Origin of the sequence: Thioalkalivibrio sp. XN8 (assembly GCF_011058255.1) — a bacterium.
Classification (GTDB): Bacteria; Pseudomonadota; Gammaproteobacteria; order Steroidobacterales; family XN24; genus XN24.
In genome coordinates, this window is sequence record NZ_JAALFH010000052.1 from 105,530 (window position 1) to 123,497 (window position 17,968).

A 17,968-nucleotide genomic window follows, 5' to 3' on the forward strand; every position below is an offset into this window, starting at 1 on the left:
GGCCGTCTCACTAGAATCTGGCCGGTGCCCCCCGTCCGGCCCAGGAGTCCCTGACCATGTCGAGAACCAGACACCATCTTGCCTCGATCTGCGCCGTCCTGCTGGGCGCGACTGCCGCCATGGCGCCAGCGCTCGCAACCGAGTCCGAACAGGAGCTGGCCCGGCAGCTGACCAACCCGGTCGCGGCCCTGATCAGCGTGCCGATCCAGCTCAACTACAACGGCGACGTAGGCCCCGTGGACGACGGCGAGCAGTGGGTGCTCAACATCCAGCCGGTCATCCCTTTCGACCTCAATGAAGACTGGAACCTGATCTCGCGCACCATCCTGCCGCTCGTGGACCAGAGCGATATCTTCCCGGGCGCGGGCAGCCAGAGCGGCATCGGCGACACGGTGCAAAGCGTGTTTTTCTCGCCGAAGGCGCCCACTGCGGGCGGCTGGATCTGGGGCGCCGGCCCCGTGTTCCTCCTGCCGACGGGAAGCGACGACCTCTTGACCACCGACAAGTGGGGCATTGGCCCGACCGGCGTCGCCCTGCGCCAGCAGGGACCGTGGACGGTCGGCGTGCTGGGCAATCACATCTGGTCCTTTGCCGGCGAAAGCGCCCGCGACGATATCAGCGCCACTTTCATCCAGCCCTTCATGTCGTTTACCACGCCGACGGCATGGACCTACACTCTGCAGTCGGAGAGCACCTACGACTGGGAAAACAGCGAATGGCAGATCCCGATCCGGGGCGTCGTCTCGAAGGTCACGCGCGTCGGCAGCCAGCTGATGAGCGTCGCGGGGGGCGTGAATTACTGGGTGCAGAGCACCGACCGCGGGCCGGAAGGATGGGGCTTCCGCTTCACCGTCACCCTGCTGTTCCCGAGATAGGGCAAATCAAACAAGGCTCGCGCGGGGCCTGGGCGAGTCTCCCCCCCGTGTTGCTGCTGCTCGCAGCACCGCTGTGGGCCCAGCCGACGCTTGCAGCAGAGGTCGCGGCGCCCGATCGTCCGCGCATCGGGCTGGCGCTCGGCGGCGGTGGCGCCCGCGGCGGCGCCCACGTCGGCGTGCTTGCGGTGCTGGAAGAACTGCGCGTTCCCATCGACTGTATCGCCGGCACCAGCATGGGCGCCCTGGTCGGCGCGACCTATGCCGCGGGCGTGCCCATGGAGCGCATCGAGCGCCAGATCCTGGACGCTGACTGGAGCGCCACCATCGGCTCGGCGGGGCGTCGTTCCAAGCTGCCGATGCAGCGCAAGCTGGCCGGCATCACCTACAGCAACAGCATCGAGCTGGCGATCTCGCGCCAGGGGCTCCAGGGGGCCTCCGGCCTCGTGTCCACGCAAAACATCGAGGGTTTCTTCCGGGCCGTGGTCGGCGGCGCCCGCGACATCGATGATTTCGACCAGCTGCCGATCCCCTTCCGCGCCGTGGCCACCGACCTGGCGACAAGCCAGATGGTGGTCATCGGCACGGGCGACCTGATCCGCGCGATGCGCGCCAGCATGGCGGTGCCGGGCGTCTTCGCCCCGGTGCTGGAGGGCGACATGGTGCTCGCCGACGGCGGCATGATGCGCAACCTGCCGGTGGACGTGGCGCGGGGGCTGTGCGCCGACGTGGTGATTGCCGTGTCGCTGGAGGCGCCGCCGCCGACCCTTGGCCAGTTGCAGGGGGCGCTGGCGATCACGGGCCGCTCGTTCAGCGCGATGGTCATCGCCAACGAACGGGCGCAGCTGGCCAGCCTCACGGAGCGTGACGTTGCGGTGATCGTGCCGACCGGCGACATCGGCTCCACGCAGTTCGGCCGCGTGCCGGAAACCCTGTCGCTGGGCGAGGCTTCAGCGCGGCGGGTAGCGGCGGAGCTGTCACGCTACGCCGTATCGGAGGACGAGTACCGGGCCTGGCGGGCCGGGATCGACCGGCCGGAGCACGGCCTGGTTCGCGTGGCGGAAATCCGCTTCCAGCCGCTGCAGCATGCCTCGGTGGACTTCCTCAGGACGCGCCTGGTGACGCAGCCGGGAGACGAGGTTTCCGTTGCGGCCCTGGAAGCCGACATGAGCCGGGTCTACGCCAGCGGCGACTTCGAGCGCGTCGGCTACCACCTCCCGCCGGGCCCCGGCGGCGGCGCGATCGTCGAAATCGAGGCGGTGGAACGTCCCGGCGGGACCGACTTCATCCGCTTCGACGTCGGGCTGGCGGGCGCAACCGATGGGGATACCCAGTTCGTGCTGCGCGCAGATCATCGGCGCGAGTGGGTGAATGATCTTGGCGGCCAGTGGCGCAACACTGTGCAGCTCGGCACATTCGGCCTGCTGGACTCGGCGTTCTACCAGCCGCTCGACGTCCCGCAGCGCTACTTCGTGGAACCCGGCGCGAGTGTCGGTCGCTCACTGGAGAATTTTTACGACGACGGCGACCGCGTGGCGCGCTATGACCTGGTCGAGGCGCAGCTGCGGCTCGACGGCGGCGTCAACTTCGGCAACCACGCCCGCGCCACGGCCGGGCTGCGCTGGGGCAGCACCGAGTTCGACGAGGATATCCGCAGCATCGACGCGGTGGACACGACGCGCCGCCGCGACGCCAACCTGCATTTCACAGCGCTCTACGACACCCGCAACGCGGCGGCCCTGCCGACGCGCGGCATGTTCGCCCAGCTCAGCTACACCAGTTCCGGCAGCTGGCTGGGCGGTGAGTTCGATTACGACGTGATCGAGGGCGTGGCGAGCCGGTCGCTGCCATGGTCGAATGGCACCGTGCTGCTGGCCGCGGGCGCCGGCCGCCTGGTGAGCGGCGAGCTGCCCCGGCACCGGGATTTCAAGGTCGGGGGCATCCGCAGTTTCCCGGCCTTTGCGCCGGGGGAACTGCGCGGGGAGGGCTACTGGACGGCGTCAGCGAACTGGGCCCTGCGGCTGATCGACCTGGCGCCGGCGTTCGGCCAGAGAGTATTCGGCAGCCTCGGCCTGCACGCCGCCGGCATGACCGACCGGCTCGACGGTGTGGACGAGGGGACCCTGTTCGGGGTTTCCCTGGCCATCGGTGCGCGCACGGCCTTCGGGCCCTTTATCCTTGCCGTGGGCGCCGCTGACAATGGCCGCGCCCAGCTCCAGTTCGCGCTCGGCCGCCCGATTCCGGAAGGCACGCTGCTCGACCGCCTGCAATAGACCGGCATCGGCCGACAGGACGGAACGCATGACTCGCGCCGCCGCCACGGCCCCATTCGGGGCGCACTGGATCCTGGTAGCAGCTGCCGCGCTGCTGCTGCAGGCCTGCTCGGGCCCGCCGCTGAGCCCTTGGCACACCGAGACCCTGGACGAGGAGTTCACGGCGCGCAAGGCCGACGAAATCCGCAGCTTCGAGGATTACCTGCAGCTCGAGGAGCGCCTGTTCGCGCAGCTGGAGGAAAAGGTCTACGCGCAGACCGGGACCGGCCCCGAGTATGCGCTGGTGCGCTTCAGCAAGGGCAGCATCGCCGATCCGGCAGTCCGTGCGCCGAACTGGAACCGCAGCTTCGAGTTGCTGCCCGCGGCGGACCCCGTCGGCGGCGTGTTGCTGCTGCACGGGATGTCGGACTCGCCTTACAGCCTGCGCGCGCTCGGTGAAGCGCTGCAGGCGCGCGGCTACCAGGTGGTGGGCCTGCGGCTGCCGGGGCACGGCACCTCGCCGGCCGGGCTGCGCACGGTCTCGGTGGCGGACATGGCGGCCGCAGTGCGCCTTGCCATGGCGCACCTCGCGACCAGCCTCGGCGGCAAGCCCGTTCACCTCGTCGGCTACTCGAACGGCGCGACGCTGGCCCTGGACTTCACGCTGGCGGCGCTGGACGGGGCCGCGGCGCCGGTGCCGGCGAGCCTGGTGCTGGTCTCGCCGGCGGTCGGGATCAGTCCCGCGGCCGCGCTGGCGGCTTGGAAGCGGCGCCTGTCGGTCCTGCCCGGCCTCGGCGGCCTCGGCTGGCTGGCGATCGAGCCGGAGTTCGACCCCTACAAGTACAACTCCTTCGCCACCAACGCGGGCGAGCAGGTGCACCGGCTGACCGCGTCCGTCGCCCGCCGCATCGCCGAGCGGGAACGCGCAGGCGGGTTGCAGGACTTTCCGCCGACGCTGGTGTTCAAATCGGACGTGGACGCCACTGTGTCCACGACGGCGGTGGTGCAGCGGCTGCTCGGGCGCCTGGCGGGCGGGCGCCACGAGCTGGTGCTGTTCGACATCAACCGCTACGCGGCCAAGTCGATTCTCACGGCGGTCGATCCCCGGTCCCTGTCGATGCAGGTGGCGGGCAACCCCGGCCTGCCGTTCGCCGTGACGCTGGTGACCAACGAGCACGAGGACAGCCCGTCGGTCGTGGCGCGGCGCCAGCCGCCGCGGTCGGCCGCGACCGGGCCGGCCGAGCCGCTCGGCCTCGCATGGCCGGCCGGCGTGATTTCGCTGTCGCACGTGGCGCTGCCGTTTCCGCCGGACGATCCGCTTTACGGCCAGCGCCCGCCGGAGAGCGAGGACCTGCTGTTTCTCGGCCAGATGGCGATCCAGGGCGAACGCGGGCTGCTGCTGTTTCCCGCCGACTGGCTGCTCCGCCTGCGGCACAACCCCTTCTATCCCTATCTCGAGGCACGCGCGCTGGACTGGATCAGCGCCGGTGGCGCGACGGTCGAGTGAGGCGAGCGGCCCCGGTCAAGTCGCGGCGGCGGCGTCGAGGTCGATCTTGAACAGCCGCGCGGCGTTACGCCAGGCGATGCCCTCCTTGGCCTCGTCCGCCAGCTCCAGGCCGTCGAAGAACTTGCGATAGGTACGCATTCCGGCCAGCGGCCAGTCGGTGCCGTACATGAGCTGCTTACCGGGATCGCCCATGTAGCTGATCATGTCGCGCACGCGCTGGACCATGTAGCGCTCGAACTCGTAGTGGAAGTCGCCGAGCGTCAGCCCCGAGATGTCGGCCAGCACGTTGTCGTTCTTGTACAGCACCTCCGCCGCGTCCTGGAACCACGGGTTGCCCAGGTGGCAGATGACGAACTGCACGTCCGGGAAGTCCACCGCGACGTCGTCCACCAGCAGCGGATGGGCCTGCCGGACCTTGGCGTGCTTCGAGTAGGTGTCGCCGCAATGGATCATCACCGGCACCTCGTGCTTGGCGGCGATGCGGAACACGCTCTCGAGCGACGGATCGTTGATGGCGAAACGGTCGTAGCCGGGATAGAGCTTGATCCCCTTCACCAGGCCGCTGCGGATGCGCTCCTCCATGTTGAACAGGTCGGTGCGTTCCTCGGGATCGCGCCAGCGCAGCCCCTCGATGATGGTGATGCGCGGGTCGCCGTTCACGGCGCGGATGACCTCGTCCACGTGCGGCCGCTGGGCGTTGACCTTGTAGGACGTGAGCACCACGGCATGGTCGACACCGTTCGCGTCCATGGCGGCATACAGCTCGGCCAGGGCGTCGTTGACGGTGCGCTGGCGGTTCTCTTCGTAGGTGTTCAGGTGTACATGGCAGTCGATCAGCATGCCCCTCATCCTAACGCATCCGGCCGCCGGCATGCGGCGCGGCGCGCTGCTAGACTCAGGTAGAGCGCATGAACGAGCAGGCCGACAAAACGGGCGAGCAGCAGCACGGCGAATCGCACGACACGTCGCACGACCACGAGCACATGGTCCGCGATTTCCGGCGGCGATTCTGGATCTCGCTCGCGCTCACCGTCCCGATCCTGGCGCTGTCGCCGCTGATCCAGCGCTTCCTCGGCATCGAGGGCCTGCTCGACTTTCCCGGCGACGACTACGTGTTGTTCGGCCTCGCCACCGCCGTGTTCTTCTACGGCGGCTGGCCCTTCCTCACCGGCCTGGCCGGCGAGCTCCGGGATCGCCAGCCCGGCATGATGACCCTGATCGGGCTGGCCATCACCGTGGCCTATGCCTATTCCTCGGCGGTGGTGTTCGGGCTGCGCGGCGAGGTCTTCTTCTGGGAGCTGGCGACCCTGATCGTCGTCATGCTGCTCGGGCACTGGGTGGAGATGCGCTCGGTCATGGGCGCTTCGGGCGCGCTCGAGGAGCTGGTGAAGCTGATGCCGGACAAGGCGACGCGGATCAGGGAGTCCGGCGACACCGAGGAGGTGCCGGTGCGCGAGCTGTCCGCCGGCGACCGGGTCCTGGTGCGGCCCGGCGAGAAGATTCCCGTCGACGGCGAGATCGTGGACGGCCGGACCAGCGTGGACGAGTCCATGCTGACCGGCGAGTCGCAGCCGGTCGAGAAAGACGAGGGCGACGAGGTGGTCGGCGGCTCGGTCAACGGCGATGGCTCGATCAAGATCGAGGTGCAGAAGACCGGCGCAGAGACCTACCTGTCGCAGGTCGTCGAAATGGTGCGCAAGGCGCAGGAGTCGCGCTCGAAGAGCCAGAACATGGCCGATCGTGCCGCCGGCTGGCTGACCTACCTCGCCATCACCGTCGGCCTGGTCACGCTGTTCACCTGGCTGGCCCTCGGCCAGAGTTTCACCTATTCGCTCTCGCGCATGGTCACGGTCATGGTCATCACCTGCCCGCACGCGCTGGGCCTGGCGGTGCCGCTGGTGGTTGCCGTGAGCACCAGCATGGGCGCCAGGGGCGGCCTGCTGATCCGCGACCGCACCGCCTTCGAGCGCGCCCGCGATCTTGCGGCCGTGATCTTCGACAAGACCGGCACGCTGACCGAGGGCCGCTTCGGCGTCAGCGACGTGTTCGCCGCCGGCGAGCGCGAGCCCGACGAGGTGCTGGCGCTGGCCGCGGCGCTGGAGAGCCACTCCGAGCACCCGATCGCCAGGGGCATCGTGCGCGAGGCCGAAAATAGGGCGCTGGACTTCGGTAGCCCGGAGGACTTCGAGGCCATCAAGGGCCGCGGCGCCGAGGGCAGGGTGGACGGGCACAGCGTGAAGGCCGTGAGCCCGAAGTACCTGGAGGAGGAGGGGCTGTCCTTCGAGCGCGACGACGTGCGCGAGGCGGCCGCAGAGGGCAAGACCGTCATCTACGTGATCGAGGACGGCGAGGTGGCCGGCGCGGTGGCGCTGTCCGACATCGTGCGCGAGGAATCCCGCGAGGCGGTGAAGCAGCTCAAGGAGATGGGTATCCGCTGCCTGATGCTGACCGGCGACGTCGAGCCGGTGGCCGCGCGCGTGGCCGAGGAGCTCGGGCTGGACGAGTACTTCGCCGGGGTGCTGCCCGACCAGAAAGCGGAGAAGGTGAAGGCCGTGAAGGCGGAGGGCGGCGTGGTGGCGATGGTCGGCGACGGCGTCAACGACGCGCCGGCGCTGGTCGAGGCGGATCTCGGCGTGGCCATCGGCGCGGGCACCGACGTAGCGGTGCAGTCGGCGGACGTCGTGCTGGTGCAGAACGATCCCCGCGACGTGGTCTCGATCGTCAAGCTCTCAAGCGCGACCTGGCGCAAGATGCTGCAGAACTTTGCGCTCGCCACCGGCTACAACGTGGTCGCCATCCCGCTGGCGGCCGGGGTAGCCGTGGCCTGGGGCATCGTGCTGTCGCCGGCCGTCGGCGCGGCGCTGATGTCGGCGAGCACGGTGCTGGTGGCGATCAACGCCAAGCTGCTGTCCCGGGCCGACGTGCTCGCCGGCTGAGGCGCTGCTACTCTCCACGCATGCGCAATCCAGCCATCGCCGTCGTCGCGGCCTGCCTGTGCGGCGGGCACGCCGCAGCAGGGGACCTGCATGTCCTGGCTGCCGGCGATCTGCGGCTCGAGATCGAGGTGGCGACGGACCGGCTCGCGGCGGAATTCGGGCCGCGCTTCGACCGCACCGCCGTCGTGCGCAGCGTGATGCTGGACGGGATCGAGCTGCTGGGGCCGTGGGGCCTGCCCGACGAGTTCGGCCTCTACGGCGACGGCGTGCTCGGCTTCGAGTCGGCCGCCGTGGACGACACCTTCACCAAGATCGGCATCGGCCGGCTGCGGCGTGACACCGGCGCGGACTACCGGTTCGATCATCCGTACCCCGTCGCTACGCTGTTCCCCGTGGAGGTGACAGCGGGCGAGCGCACGCTGACCGTCGGCCAGCACTCGGACGGCGAGGGACCCTGGCAGTACCGCTACCGCAAGACCTATGAACTGCACGGCCCGGACGCCCTGACGATCCGCTACGAGCTCAGCAACACCGGCGCCGTCGGGTGGAGCTTCGAGCACTACAACCACCACTGGTTCCGGCTGGGCGACCTGCCGGTCGGCCCGGGCTACCGCGTGGTCACGGGCTACGCGCTGCCGGCGGCCGAGACTGCGCTCGATCGCACCGGGTCTGCGCTCGGGCTGGCGGAGCCGCTGGCCGCGGGCGCGGCAGCCTATTACGCCGGCGAACTGGCCGGGGTCCCGGCCGGCTCGAACACTTTCGCCTGGGAAGTCGAGGGCGTGCCGGTCGTACGCTACCGGGCGTCTTTCCCGCCGGCACGATTCGCGCTCTACGCCGACGCCCGCGGCTTTTGCCCGGAGGTATTCAAGCGCGCCGCCCTGGAGCCCGGCGAAACAGCGACTTGGTCGGCGACCTACCGGTTCACCGGGCCGCCGCGTTAAGCCCGGCCGCGGGAGAAGCCCGCCGGCCGGTAGCCGCCGGCGAAAGCGGCTATGGTTGCGGCATGGCGAAAGGACGTCGCGCGCCCGATGAAAACCTGGTGCTGGTCGCCCTGGCGGCCTTCTGCTGGGGCCTTTCCGGCGGCATTGCCGGGATCCTGGTCAACGCCGGCTGGGATGCGACGGTCGTGGCTTTTTACCGCGGCGCCATCGGGCTGCTGTTCGTGTTCGGCTGGCTGGCCACGCACCCGGCCCGCAGCGGCCTGGCCGATCCCCTGTTGTGGTTATGGGCGATCATCGCCGGCCTGGGCGTGGCCGGCAACTTCACGTTTTACTTCGTCAGCATCGAGAACGGCAGCGTCGCCGTCGCGGTCACGCTGATGTACTGCGCGCCGGTGTACGTCTATATCGTCTCCTTCGTGCTCAAGCTCGAAGCCCCCAATGCTTACCGGTGGCTCGGCATCGGGCTGGTGATGCTCGGCATCGTGTTGCTCACCGGTATTCACGATGTCGCCGCCAGCGGCATCACGGCGCTCGGCGTCGTCGCCGGGGTGCTGTCCGGCATGTGCTACGCGCTCTTCATCTTCGGCTTCAAGTACGCCACGCTGCATGGCAGCCCCCAGGCCGTGCTGACCATCGCGCTCGCGGCGCTGGTCGCCATCCTCAGCTGGCCGGCCGACCTCGACCAGGTGGCGGCGGTCCCGGCTTCGTCGTACTTGTGGCTCTTCATCCTCCTCGGCGTGCTGGGCGCGGGTGTGTCGTTCTTTCTCTACGTCGTCGGCATGCGCCGGGCCCGGCCGACGAGCGCCGCGGTTGTCGCCATGATCGAGCCGATCACGGCGGCGTTGTTCGCGGTCGCGATCCTGGGCGAAACCCTGGGCGGGCTGCAGCTCGCCGGCATGGTGCTGATCCTGTTCACCGTCGCGGCCCTGAGCATCGGCTCCACCGCCCATGATTGAGCCGCCCGCCTCGCCGGTCAGGGGCGCTGCTGGAAGCGGGCCTCCATCTCGAACATGATCGCGGGCACGCCATCGTAGTCGCTGTCCCTGGGGAACACGACCTGCGGGGCGACCGAGAACCAGAGCCAGCGCCGCCAGACCTGTTGCCGGTACCGCAGCCGGATCCTGCTGGACTCGAGCACCGTGTTGGGATAGGTCTCGAAGAAGTTGTTCCAGCTGATCGCCAGGGCGCGCCGCTCGTCGATGCGCCGCTGCCAGCTGAAGTTCAACTGGGGAAACACCCCGTTCTCATCCTCGTACCAGTCCACCAGCGCCGTGGTACGAAACAGCCACTGGCTGCCCAGCAGCCGCTCCAGCTGCAGTTCACTGCGCGCATCCCAGAGGGTGTCGGTGTACCAGGAAACTCGCTGGACGAACCGCAGGTCCCAGCTCCCCAGTCGCCACGTGTGGCGGTAGCGGGGCTGCAAATAGAAGGCGGCGCTGCCGTCGCGCGAGCGGACGCCCGCGCTCAGGCTCAGGTTGCGACGATCGCTGCGGCGGAAATAGAAGGTGAGGGCGGCCCCGAGGCTGCTGTCGTTCGTGCCGCGGATATCCTCTTCGATATCTTCCCAGTCGGTGTCGGTCGTGTCGAAGTCCTGGGTCGACTGGGAGACGGTCAGGCGCACGCGGTCCTCCAGGTAGGGCAGGTTGAGGCGCAGGCTGTTCCTGACCCGGAAGTCCGTGCCTTCCCCCTGCTCGGTGAAACTGCTGACCCCGAGGCTCAGGCGAGTCGTGTTGGCTTCGGATTCGAAGTTGTCGTGGCCGAAGAACGAGTCGATCCAGGCCGCGGTGTCCGCGACCCGGGCCGAGACGAGTTGCTGCACCGCGTCCACGGCCGTGTCACCACTTTCCGGCAACGGCTCCTCGGCACGGCACGGCGCCTGCAGCAGGATGCCGAGCGTTAGCAATGTGACCAGGCTTGGAACACGGTGGATCCTGACCATCGCACCCTTTTTAGCACGTAAGGCCCGGGTCCGCCGCGGGCCTGGCCCAGGCCTGCCGCTGAGGCGAGTAAACCGGTCGGCGCCTGCTAGACTGCCGCGGTCGCCCGGCCCGGTAGTCGCGATGCAATCCAGCAATGACCAGCGCGCCCTGCTCTTCGGCCTCGGCGCCGTGCTGCTCTGGTCCACCGTCGCCACCGCCTTCAAGCTCTCGCTGCAGTACCTGTCGCCGGTGCAGCTTCTGGCCTGGGCGAGCATGGTGTCGCTGCTCACGCTCGGGGCGCTGCTGCTGGCCGCCGGCCGGTTCGCCGAGGTGCTGCGCGGCAGCCGCCGCGACTACCTGCGCTCGCTGGCACTCGGCCTGATCAACCCGCTGTGCTACTACCTCGTGCTGTTCGAGGCCTACGACCGCCTGCCGGCACAGGAGGCGCAGCCGCTGAATTACACCTGGGCATTCACGCTGGCGCTCCTGGCCGTGCCGCTGCTGGGCCACCGCCTGACCCGCGCGGACGTGCTCGGCGGGCTCGTCGCCTACGCGGGCGTGTGGGTGATCGCCACGCGCGGCAATGTGTTCGGCCTCGAGTTCGCCAACCCGGCCGGGGTCGCGCTGGCGCTGGGCAGCACCGTGCTGTGGGCGCTGTACTGGGTTTACAGCACGCGCGACCAGCGCGATCCGCTGGTGGCGCTGTTCTGCAACTTCGCCCTCGGGCTGCCGTTCGTGCTGCTGGTGTGCGCGCTCACCGACGGGCTGGTGCCGGGCGACTGGCGGGGGCTGGCCGGCGCCGCGTGGGTGGGGGTGTTCGAGATGGGGCTCGCCTTCGCCCTGTGGCTCAGCGCGCTGCGCCTGACCAGCAGCGCCTCGCGCATCGGCAACCTGATCTTCCTCTCGCCCTTCCTGTCGCTGTTCTTCATCCGCACCTTCGTGGGCGAGGCGATCCTGCCTTCGACCTGGCTGGGGCTCGGCCTGATCGTCGCCGGGCTCGCGGCCCAGCAGTGGCTGCGGCCCCGTGCGCGGTGAGGCCCCGGCCCTGGACGGCCTTTAGGTATATCTACGAATGATAATCACTCGCATTCGATGGGAATTCCTGTTAGGGTTACCGCAGGCCAGCTGGAAACGGGTTCGCCACGGTCGCGGCCCGGTTCCGGCGACCCCGAACCCGAAGCCCCCGATGGCAAACGCTTGGAGGTTACAGCGCGGCTGCAACCTCCTTTTTTTGCCCGATCGCGCGCTGGGGCCGCCTCTGCAGCACTCCCGCGAAAGGTCTAAGCTCGGGAGACATGCATCCACAACGAGGGAAAGCGGCATGCGAATCTCCAAAGAGGACATCCCGATCAAGATCGACGCGCCCGGCGCGGTCGCGCGGCAGCAGCAGGATTTCGGCGACGCCTCGGGCTACGGCGACATCGGCGCCGAGTACTTCACCATGGATGCCGGGACCGACCTGGCGCCCATGTTCGAGGGGCTCGAGGACGACGCCTGCCAGGCGCCCCACTGGGGCTACCTCATCAAGGGCGAGGTGACGGTGAGCTATACCGACGGCAGCGAGGAGACGGTGCGCAGCGGTGACCTGTTCTACTGGCCGCCCGGCCACTCGGTGCGCGTCGGGCAGGACGCGGAGATGATCCTGTTCAGCCCGCAGCACGAGCACACGCCGGTCATGGACCACATTAACCGGAAGTTGCACGGCTAGCCGAAGCCGGCGACTGGTCCGGGAGAAGCCCCGCTCCGTGCGGGGCTTTTCTTTAGCAGTCCACAACTGACCGAATCGCGTTTATCCTGCATCTCTCGACGACAGAAAGGGCGACGCGGGAGGCCATGGCAGGGAGCTCGTTTTTCGCGGAACTCCGTAAGCGGAAGGTGATCCAGTCCGCCGCGATCTACTTTGCGGTGGCCTGGGCTGTCGTGGAGGTCACGGTCACCGTCGTCGAGCAGCTGTTCCTGCCGCAGTGGGTGTCGACCGTCACGGTCAGCGCCTTCGTCATGGGGTTTCCGGTAGCGATGTTCCTCGCCTGGACCTTCGATCTCACTGCCGAGGGCCTGGAGCGCACCGTCGTTTCCAGCCGGCGGGGCAAGGCCACCATCGTCGCCGCCCTGCTGCTGCTGGTCGCCGGAACGGCCGGCCTGTTCTTCCTCATCAGGCCGGGACTGGAGTCCAATGTCGAACAGGCGCGAGCGGTTTCGGTCCTGCCCAACAGCATCGCGGTCCTGCCGTTCGAGAACACCGGACAGGACCTCGAAGACGCCTACCTGAGCGACGGTCTCAGCGACGAGTTGCGCGACCAGCTCAGCCGGGTACCGGGGGTGCGGGTCGCGGCGCGGTCTTCGTCGATCGCCGCCCGCCGGCAGGGCCTGGGCGCCCAGGGCGCCTCGGAGAAGCTTGGCGTCGCTACCCTGGTCGAGGGGAGCATGCGCCGCCAGGGCAGCCGGCTGCGCATTTCGGTGCAGCTGATCGAAGGCCGGACCGGTCTCGCGCTCTGGTCGGAGACCTATGAGCGCAGCCCGGCCGAGCTGGTGAAGATCCAGGAGGAGATCGTCCGCGCGGTGGCCGGGCTGGTGCTGCCGGAAGGCGACCACGAACTGGGTCACCCCGCGACGCTGGACGCGTCCGCCCATGAGCTGATGCTGCTGGCAAGGTATTACGAGCAGCGGGTCCGGGATCGCGAGACGGTGGACGTGAACCTGCTGGTGCAGGCCGTGGACCTGTACCGCCAGGCCACCGCAGCCGATCCCGCATCGGCGCTGGCGCATGCCCGGCTGGGCGCCGCGCTGCTGTACCTGGGCGACGTCGACGGCGCCGAGGCGCCGATCTTCAAGGCGCTCGCGCTCGACCCGGCGCTGTCGGAAGTGCAGAACACCGTCGGGCTCTACTACTGGGCCCGGGGCCTGCCGGCGGCCGGCCCGGCGTTCGAACGGGCCGTGGCGCTCAGCAGCAACAACGTCGATGCCTTGCACAACTACGCCGAGTGGCACTGGTTCCAGTACGACCGGGGCGGCTTGCCGGAACTGCTCGAGCGGGCGGTGGCGCTCGACCCGCTCTCCCTGTCGCGCCACGCAGCGCTCGGGGAGTACTACGGCAAAGAGGGGCAGGTCGACAAGGTGCGGGCCATCATCGGCGACGTGAAGGAGCTGTTTGACGGCGTCGAGTCCTATCGCCTGGTAGGGCATCTGCAGGCCCTCATGGGCAACGTCGACGAGGCCATCGCCTGGACCCTGCGGGCGCGCGATGCCGAACCCGACAACCCGGATCACCGCGGCCGGCTGGCCGAGTTGTATGCCATTCTCGGCGACTTCGAGACCACCCTGGCGCTCGAGCCCGAGCCCAGCCTCGGCCTGCTGTTCCTGATGCGGCGTTACCAGCAGCTGATCGACCTGGCGGAACTCCTGATGATCGAGTATCCGGACGACATCAGCGTGCGCCACCTGCTCGCCTTCGCCTACCACGCCACCGGTGATCACCCGGCGGCCATTCGTATCCTGAGCATGACCGGCCAGCCCGACATCATGCTCAACAATACGACCCGGACCATCGGCGACCAGCTCGGCTTCTTTACCCTGATCGACGCGCTGGCCGCGGCAGGAGAAAAGGAAACGGCCCGCATGCTGGCCGAGGCGGTAGACCGGTTTCACACGGGTTACAACACCAGCTGGTGGTACCACTTCCACATCGGCTGCACGACGGCGCTTCTGGGCCGGACCGAAGTCAGTCTCGACCGCTTCGCCCTGATCAAGGACAGCCCGGAGCTGCCCTGGGAGTCACTGCTGCGCGATTCATACTGCGTGCAGCGGCTGGCCGAAGACCCGGTCTACCAGGACGTGCTGCGTCATACGGAAGCGCGCCGGCAGGCGCTCCGCGAACGCCTCCCCGCGACCCTGGCGGCCCATAAGGTGGCGCTCTGATCAGTCGCGGCCGAAGTAGCGGGTGATCCCGAGGGTGAACGCATTGTCGACCTCGTTCGACTGGTCCGTATACACCCCGGTGTAGTACTGGAACGAAACAACGTTCCTTTGCGTGAGGACGTAATCGAGGCCGAGGCCGACGTTCGTGTAGCGGTGCGCCAGCAACCGGTCGTGCTGCCACCAGATCGGCGTGTCGAAGTCCGCCGGGTTTCCGTAGAGCGGATCGTCCGTGATGTCCTGCGGCATCCGCAGCCCGTTGGGCGTGTTCTTGTAGGAGACGAACAGGCTGGCAAAGAACCTCGGCGTGAAGTAGTAACCGGCCGAGCCGAACGCGAGCCAGTGGTTGACGTTGACCCCCAGCGACTGCTCGCTGATGACGTAGGCGACGCTGGCCCCGAAATACCAGTCGGAAAAGTAGGGCTGGAAGCCGAAGTCCACGCCAATGGGGACACGCCACAGGTTCGGCCCGATGATCGCCTTGCCGTAGAAGGGGTAATCGGTCGTGGGTACGCCGTAGGAGATGAAGGGCGTCACGCTCAGCGGTCCTTCGAGCGCGTGGTAGCGCACGCCGACGGTCAGGTCCTGGAAGCCGCCGTGGTAATCGCCGTCGTCCACGAGCGTGCGGTCCGGCGGGTCGAAGTTGACGAACTCCGCGAAGTTGTGCGGCCCTGTGCCCTGGTGCTGTTTCTGGATGTACGGCAGGCTGGCGAACACCGTCCAGCGCGGACCCAGCGCGTAGTCGCCGGAAAGCAGCAGGACATGGGAGTCGGTGGTGCCGACGTCGCCGCCCTGCTGGAAGAGCGCGGAGTCGTCGTAGAAATCACCGGTGCGTATGTACTGGTACTCGATCCGCAGGCTGGCGTCGCCCCTCGACTGGGCCTGGGCAGCCGCTGGGGCCGCCTCGAGCAGAAGACCCAGCGCGCCGAGCGCGATCAGGGGTAACGGCTGGTGGTGGTCGGAGAACACGGAAGTCACGGCTTGCGATGCTCCCCGATTGAACGAGGCCTAGGTGCCTGAGCGCTTCAGTGACTCATGGATTGCCCTGAGGTAATGCTTGATCTCGTGCCGATCGGCAACCATGACCTTGGCGTAGTCTCGCTGCGCGATTTCCGCCTCGCTCTTGTTCAGGGCTACGGGCAGGAAGTCGGTCCTCGCCGCGGTGTTGCTCACCTCCACTGCGGCGCGGTCGTTGTAAGGGGCGATCACGACATCGTACTCGCCCCGGGCGAGCACATTGCTGAGTTCGACCTGGTTGTCCACCACGCGCACGCCATGCCCCGCGTCGGCGAGCGCTGCAGCGAGCTGCTGGGCACTTTCGGAATGGCCATACACCAGGACATTGCCCGGCAAGGGCGCCGTATAGACCCGGTAGGCAACGTTCTGGCCGACACGGTAGAGGCTGTCCCCGCAAGCCAGCGTGGATGAGGAGGCGAACATCGCCATCAGAGCAACGAGAACCTTGAGGCGGCTTTGCATTGTTCGATCCTCCACCCGATAAGCGCAGGGCAGTCTGCAACATTACTAGCACAGGTCTGTATCAGCGCAAAGCCCTTTGTTGCCGGGGCGTTTGGCGCGGCGCAGCATCGCGCGCCCGCCGCAGAACGGACGGGAACGCGGCTTTTCTCAGCCGGCCAGCGCCTCGCAGGCCGCCCACAACGCGCTGGCGCGCTCCCGGCGCAGGGCCGGGTCGGAGTCGCGGAGCCGCATCAGGCCCCGCGTGCTGTGGTAGTAACCGCCCTTTACCAGCCCTGGCTGCGTCGCACAGTAGAGGCTGGTCTGGGCGCCGGATACCGGGTCGAGCATCACGAGCGACTTGCCCCAGCCGAACAGGCCGGTGCTACTGCCGAAGAGCTCGCTGGTGACCACGCCCGGATGGGCGGCCGTGACGGTCAGTCCCAGGTGCCGGCGCTGCAGCTCGCCGGCGATCCAGAGGTTGCCTAGCTTGCTGCGGCAGTAGGCGTACATGCCGCCGAGCAGCCCGCGGTAGCGGTAGTCGGGCGTGCAGTCCTCCTGCAACGCATAGATGTCGCCCGTTACGACGACCACCCGGGCGTCGGCGGCGAGCAGCCCCGCCTGCAGCATTGCGCGGCGCAGCGCGAAGTGGCCCAGCACGTTGGTGCCGAAGGCGATCTCGTGCCCCTGGGCGGTGGTCGCGTAGCGCTGCGGCCAGATCCCGGCATTCTCGACCAGGATCTCGATCTGTCGCCCGCCGAGGCGGCCGGCGACGGCCGCGGCGCAGGCCGGCACGGTGTGCAGGTCGTCCAGCCGCAGCGGCACCAGCGTGACGCGTCCGGCGGCGTCGCCCAGGGATGCCAGGAAAGCCTCGCCCCTGGCCGGATTGCGGCAGGTCGCGAGCAGCGTCGCGCCGCGGGCCAGCAGCCCGCGCGCCGTGGCCGCGCCGATCCCGCTGGTGGCGCCCGTCACCAGCGCGACCTTGCCGTCGAGCCGGGGGGTGTCGGGGCAGACCAGCCCGCGGCTGCGCTGGTGCAGCCAGCAGCTCGCAGTGCGCAGCCAGGGGTTGTTGGGGGGGTGTGGTGTCGTCATGGTCGTCCCAGGCGCCGGTCACGGAGTCTAACAAGCGCCCGCCCGCCACGCCGCTGCTATCATCCGCGCCCATGAAGGCCACTACTGCGCCCGTGCCGGTGTCGCCCGCCGCCATTGCTGCGGCGGCACAGCTGCTGCGGGACGGCGGGGTGGTGGCGATCCCGACCGAGACGGTCTACGGGCTCGGCGCGGTGGCGATGAACCCGGCCGCGGTGCGGCGGGTATTCGCCATCAAGGGCCGGCCGGCAAACCACCCGCTCATCGTCCACCTGGCCTCGGCCGAGGCCCTGCCGGAGTGGGCGCGCGAGATCCCGGACTCGGCCTGGCGGCTGGCCGAGCGCTTCTGGCCCGGGCCGCTCACCCTGGTACTGCTGCGCCAGCCGCAGGTGCCCGACGAGGTCACCGGGGGCCAGGACTCGGTGGCGCTCAGGGTGCCGGCGCAGCCGGTGGCGCGCGAGCTGATCGCCCTGGCGGGGCCGCTGGCCGCGCCGTCCGCCAACCGCTTCGGCCGAGTCTCGCCGACCACCGCCCAGCATGTGCTGGCGGAGCTCGGCGGCGACGTGGACATGATTCTCGACGCCGGTCCCTGCAGGGTCGGGCTCGAGTCCACCATCCTCAGCCTCATCGACGACGAGCCGGCGCTGCTGCGCCCCGGCCGCGTCACCGTGGCCGAAATCGAGGCGGTGCTCGGCCGCCCGGTCGTCCCGCCGCCACAGGCGCTGCGCGCGCCCGGCCGGCTCGCCTCACACTATGCGCCGGCCACGCCGCTGGAGCTGGTCGCGGCGAGCGAACTCCCGAAGCGCCTTGCCGCTTCGAGCGCGGCGGGCACGCACGTCGCGGTGCTCGCGCACAGCCCCGAGGCCATCGCCGCTGCCGGGGTGGCCGGCGCCGCGGTGACCGAGATGCCGGCCGCTGCTGCGGAGTACGGCCAGCTGCTGTACGCCACGCTGCGCCGGCTCGACGCAGTCGGCCACGAACTGATCCTGGTGGAAGCGCCGCCGCCGGCGCCCGAGTGGCTGGCGGTGCGGGACCGCCTCAGTCGCGCTGCGCATCGCGACCGGCCGGCACCCGGGCCCGCATGA

The 17,968-nt window shown here is 69.0% G+C and carries 15 protein-coding genes; 10 read left to right on the forward strand and 5 right to left on the reverse strand.

Annotated elements, in window-relative coordinates; all coding sequences use genetic code 11:
• Positions 1-56 precede the first annotated feature (56 nt).
• The 3 genes from G6N75_RS15285 to G6N75_RS06610 are packed head-to-tail and all read left to right on the forward strand — an operon-like array spanning position 57 to position 4,631.
• Positions 57-875, forward strand: a complete 819-nt coding sequence (locus tag G6N75_RS15285; RefSeq protein WP_165347561.1) for a transporter — start codon at positions 57-59, stop codon at positions 873-875.
• A gap of 47 nt (positions 876-922) precedes the next feature.
• Positions 923-3,145, forward strand: coding sequence for a patatin-like phospholipase family protein (locus G6N75_RS06605; protein WP_165347562.1), 2,223 nt, complete (start codon positions 923-925; stop codon positions 3,143-3,145).
• A gap of 28 nt (positions 3,146-3,173) precedes the next feature.
• A complete protein-coding gene (locus G6N75_RS06610; RefSeq protein ID WP_165347563.1) occupies positions 3,174-4,631 on the forward strand; it encodes an alpha/beta fold hydrolase in 1,458 nt (485 codons plus the stop codon).
• Positions 4,632-4,646: 15 nt separating this feature from the next.
• Here the strand turns inward: G6N75_RS06610 and G6N75_RS06615 are convergent, their stop codons facing one another.
• Positions 4,647-5,471, reverse strand: a complete 825-nt coding sequence (locus G6N75_RS06615; protein WP_165347564.1) for an amidohydrolase family protein — start codon at positions 5,469-5,471, stop codon at positions 4,647-4,649.
• 68 nt (positions 5,472-5,539) lie between these two features.
• Here G6N75_RS06615 and G6N75_RS06620 point away from each other — a divergent pair, with 68 nt between their 5' ends.
• The 3 genes from G6N75_RS06620 to G6N75_RS06630 all read left to right on the forward strand — a co-directional run bounded on the left by G6N75_RS06620 (position 5,540) and on the right by G6N75_RS06630 (position 9,464).
• Entirely contained in the window at positions 5,540-7,567 is a 2,028-nt protein-coding gene (locus tag G6N75_RS06620; RefSeq protein ID WP_206202977.1) for a copper-translocating P-type ATPase, read from the forward strand.
• Positions 7,568-7,587: 20 nt separating this feature from the next.
• A complete protein-coding gene (locus tag G6N75_RS06625; protein ID WP_165347565.1) occupies positions 7,588-8,508 on the forward strand; it encodes a hypothetical protein in 921 nt (306 codons plus the stop codon).
• 62 nt (positions 8,509-8,570) lie between these two features.
• Positions 8,571-9,464 carry a DMT family transporter gene (locus tag G6N75_RS06630; RefSeq protein WP_165347566.1) on the forward strand — a complete coding sequence of 298 codons (894 nt, stop codon included), beginning with the start codon at positions 8,571-8,573 and terminating at the stop codon, positions 9,462-9,464.
• Between the two features lie 17 nt (positions 9,465-9,481).
• On the opposite strand, the gene G6N75_RS06635 is transcribed toward G6N75_RS06630, so the two are convergent.
• Positions 9,482-10,447, reverse strand: coding sequence for a hypothetical protein (locus G6N75_RS06635; RefSeq protein ID WP_165347567.1), 966 nt, complete (start codon positions 10,445-10,447; stop codon positions 9,482-9,484).
• Positions 10,448-10,568: 121 nt separating this feature from the next.
• Between G6N75_RS06635 and G6N75_RS06640 the strand changes: the two genes are divergently transcribed.
• From G6N75_RS06640 to G6N75_RS06650, 3 genes are all read left to right on the forward strand, one after another.
• Positions 10,569-11,462 (forward strand): DMT family transporter, encoded by an 894-nt coding sequence (locus tag G6N75_RS06640; protein ID WP_165347568.1) that lies wholly within the window; start codon positions 10,569-10,571, stop codon positions 11,460-11,462.
• Positions 11,463-11,748: 286 nt separating this feature from the next.
• Positions 11,749-12,135 carry a cupin domain-containing protein gene (locus G6N75_RS06645; RefSeq protein ID WP_165347569.1) on the forward strand — a complete coding sequence of 129 codons (387 nt, stop codon included), beginning with the start codon at positions 11,749-11,751 and terminating at the stop codon, positions 12,133-12,135.
• A 167-nt stretch (positions 12,136-12,302) separates the two neighbouring features.
• Positions 12,303-14,342 (forward strand): hypothetical protein, encoded by a 2,040-nt coding sequence (locus tag G6N75_RS06650; RefSeq protein ID WP_165347570.1) that lies wholly within the window; start codon positions 12,303-12,305, stop codon positions 14,340-14,342.
• On the opposite strand, the gene G6N75_RS06655 is transcribed toward G6N75_RS06650, so the two are convergent.
• From G6N75_RS06655 to G6N75_RS06665, 3 genes are all read right to left on the reverse strand, one after another.
• The gene (locus G6N75_RS06655) at positions 14,343-15,317 is read right to left on the reverse strand and encodes a transporter (RefSeq protein ID WP_165347571.1); all 975 of its coding nucleotides are present in this window, start codon (positions 15,315-15,317) and stop codon (positions 14,343-14,345) included. It lies immediately after the preceding gene.
• Positions 15,318-15,347: 30 nt separating this feature from the next.
• On the reverse strand, positions 15,348-15,818 hold the full coding sequence (locus tag G6N75_RS06660; RefSeq protein ID WP_165347572.1) for a hypothetical protein: 471 nt from the start codon (positions 15,816-15,818) through the stop codon (positions 15,348-15,350).
• Positions 15,819-15,965: 147 nt separating this feature from the next.
• Positions 15,966-16,886 (reverse strand): SDR family NAD(P)-dependent oxidoreductase, encoded by a 921-nt coding sequence (locus tag G6N75_RS06665; protein WP_165347573.1) that lies wholly within the window; start codon positions 16,884-16,886, stop codon positions 15,966-15,968.
• A gap of 71 nt (positions 16,887-16,957) precedes the next feature.
• On the opposite strand from G6N75_RS06665, the gene G6N75_RS06670 reads away from it, so the two are divergent.
• Positions 16,958-17,968, forward strand: coding sequence for an L-threonylcarbamoyladenylate synthase (locus G6N75_RS06670; protein WP_165347574.1), 1,011 nt, complete (start codon positions 16,958-16,960; stop codon positions 17,966-17,968).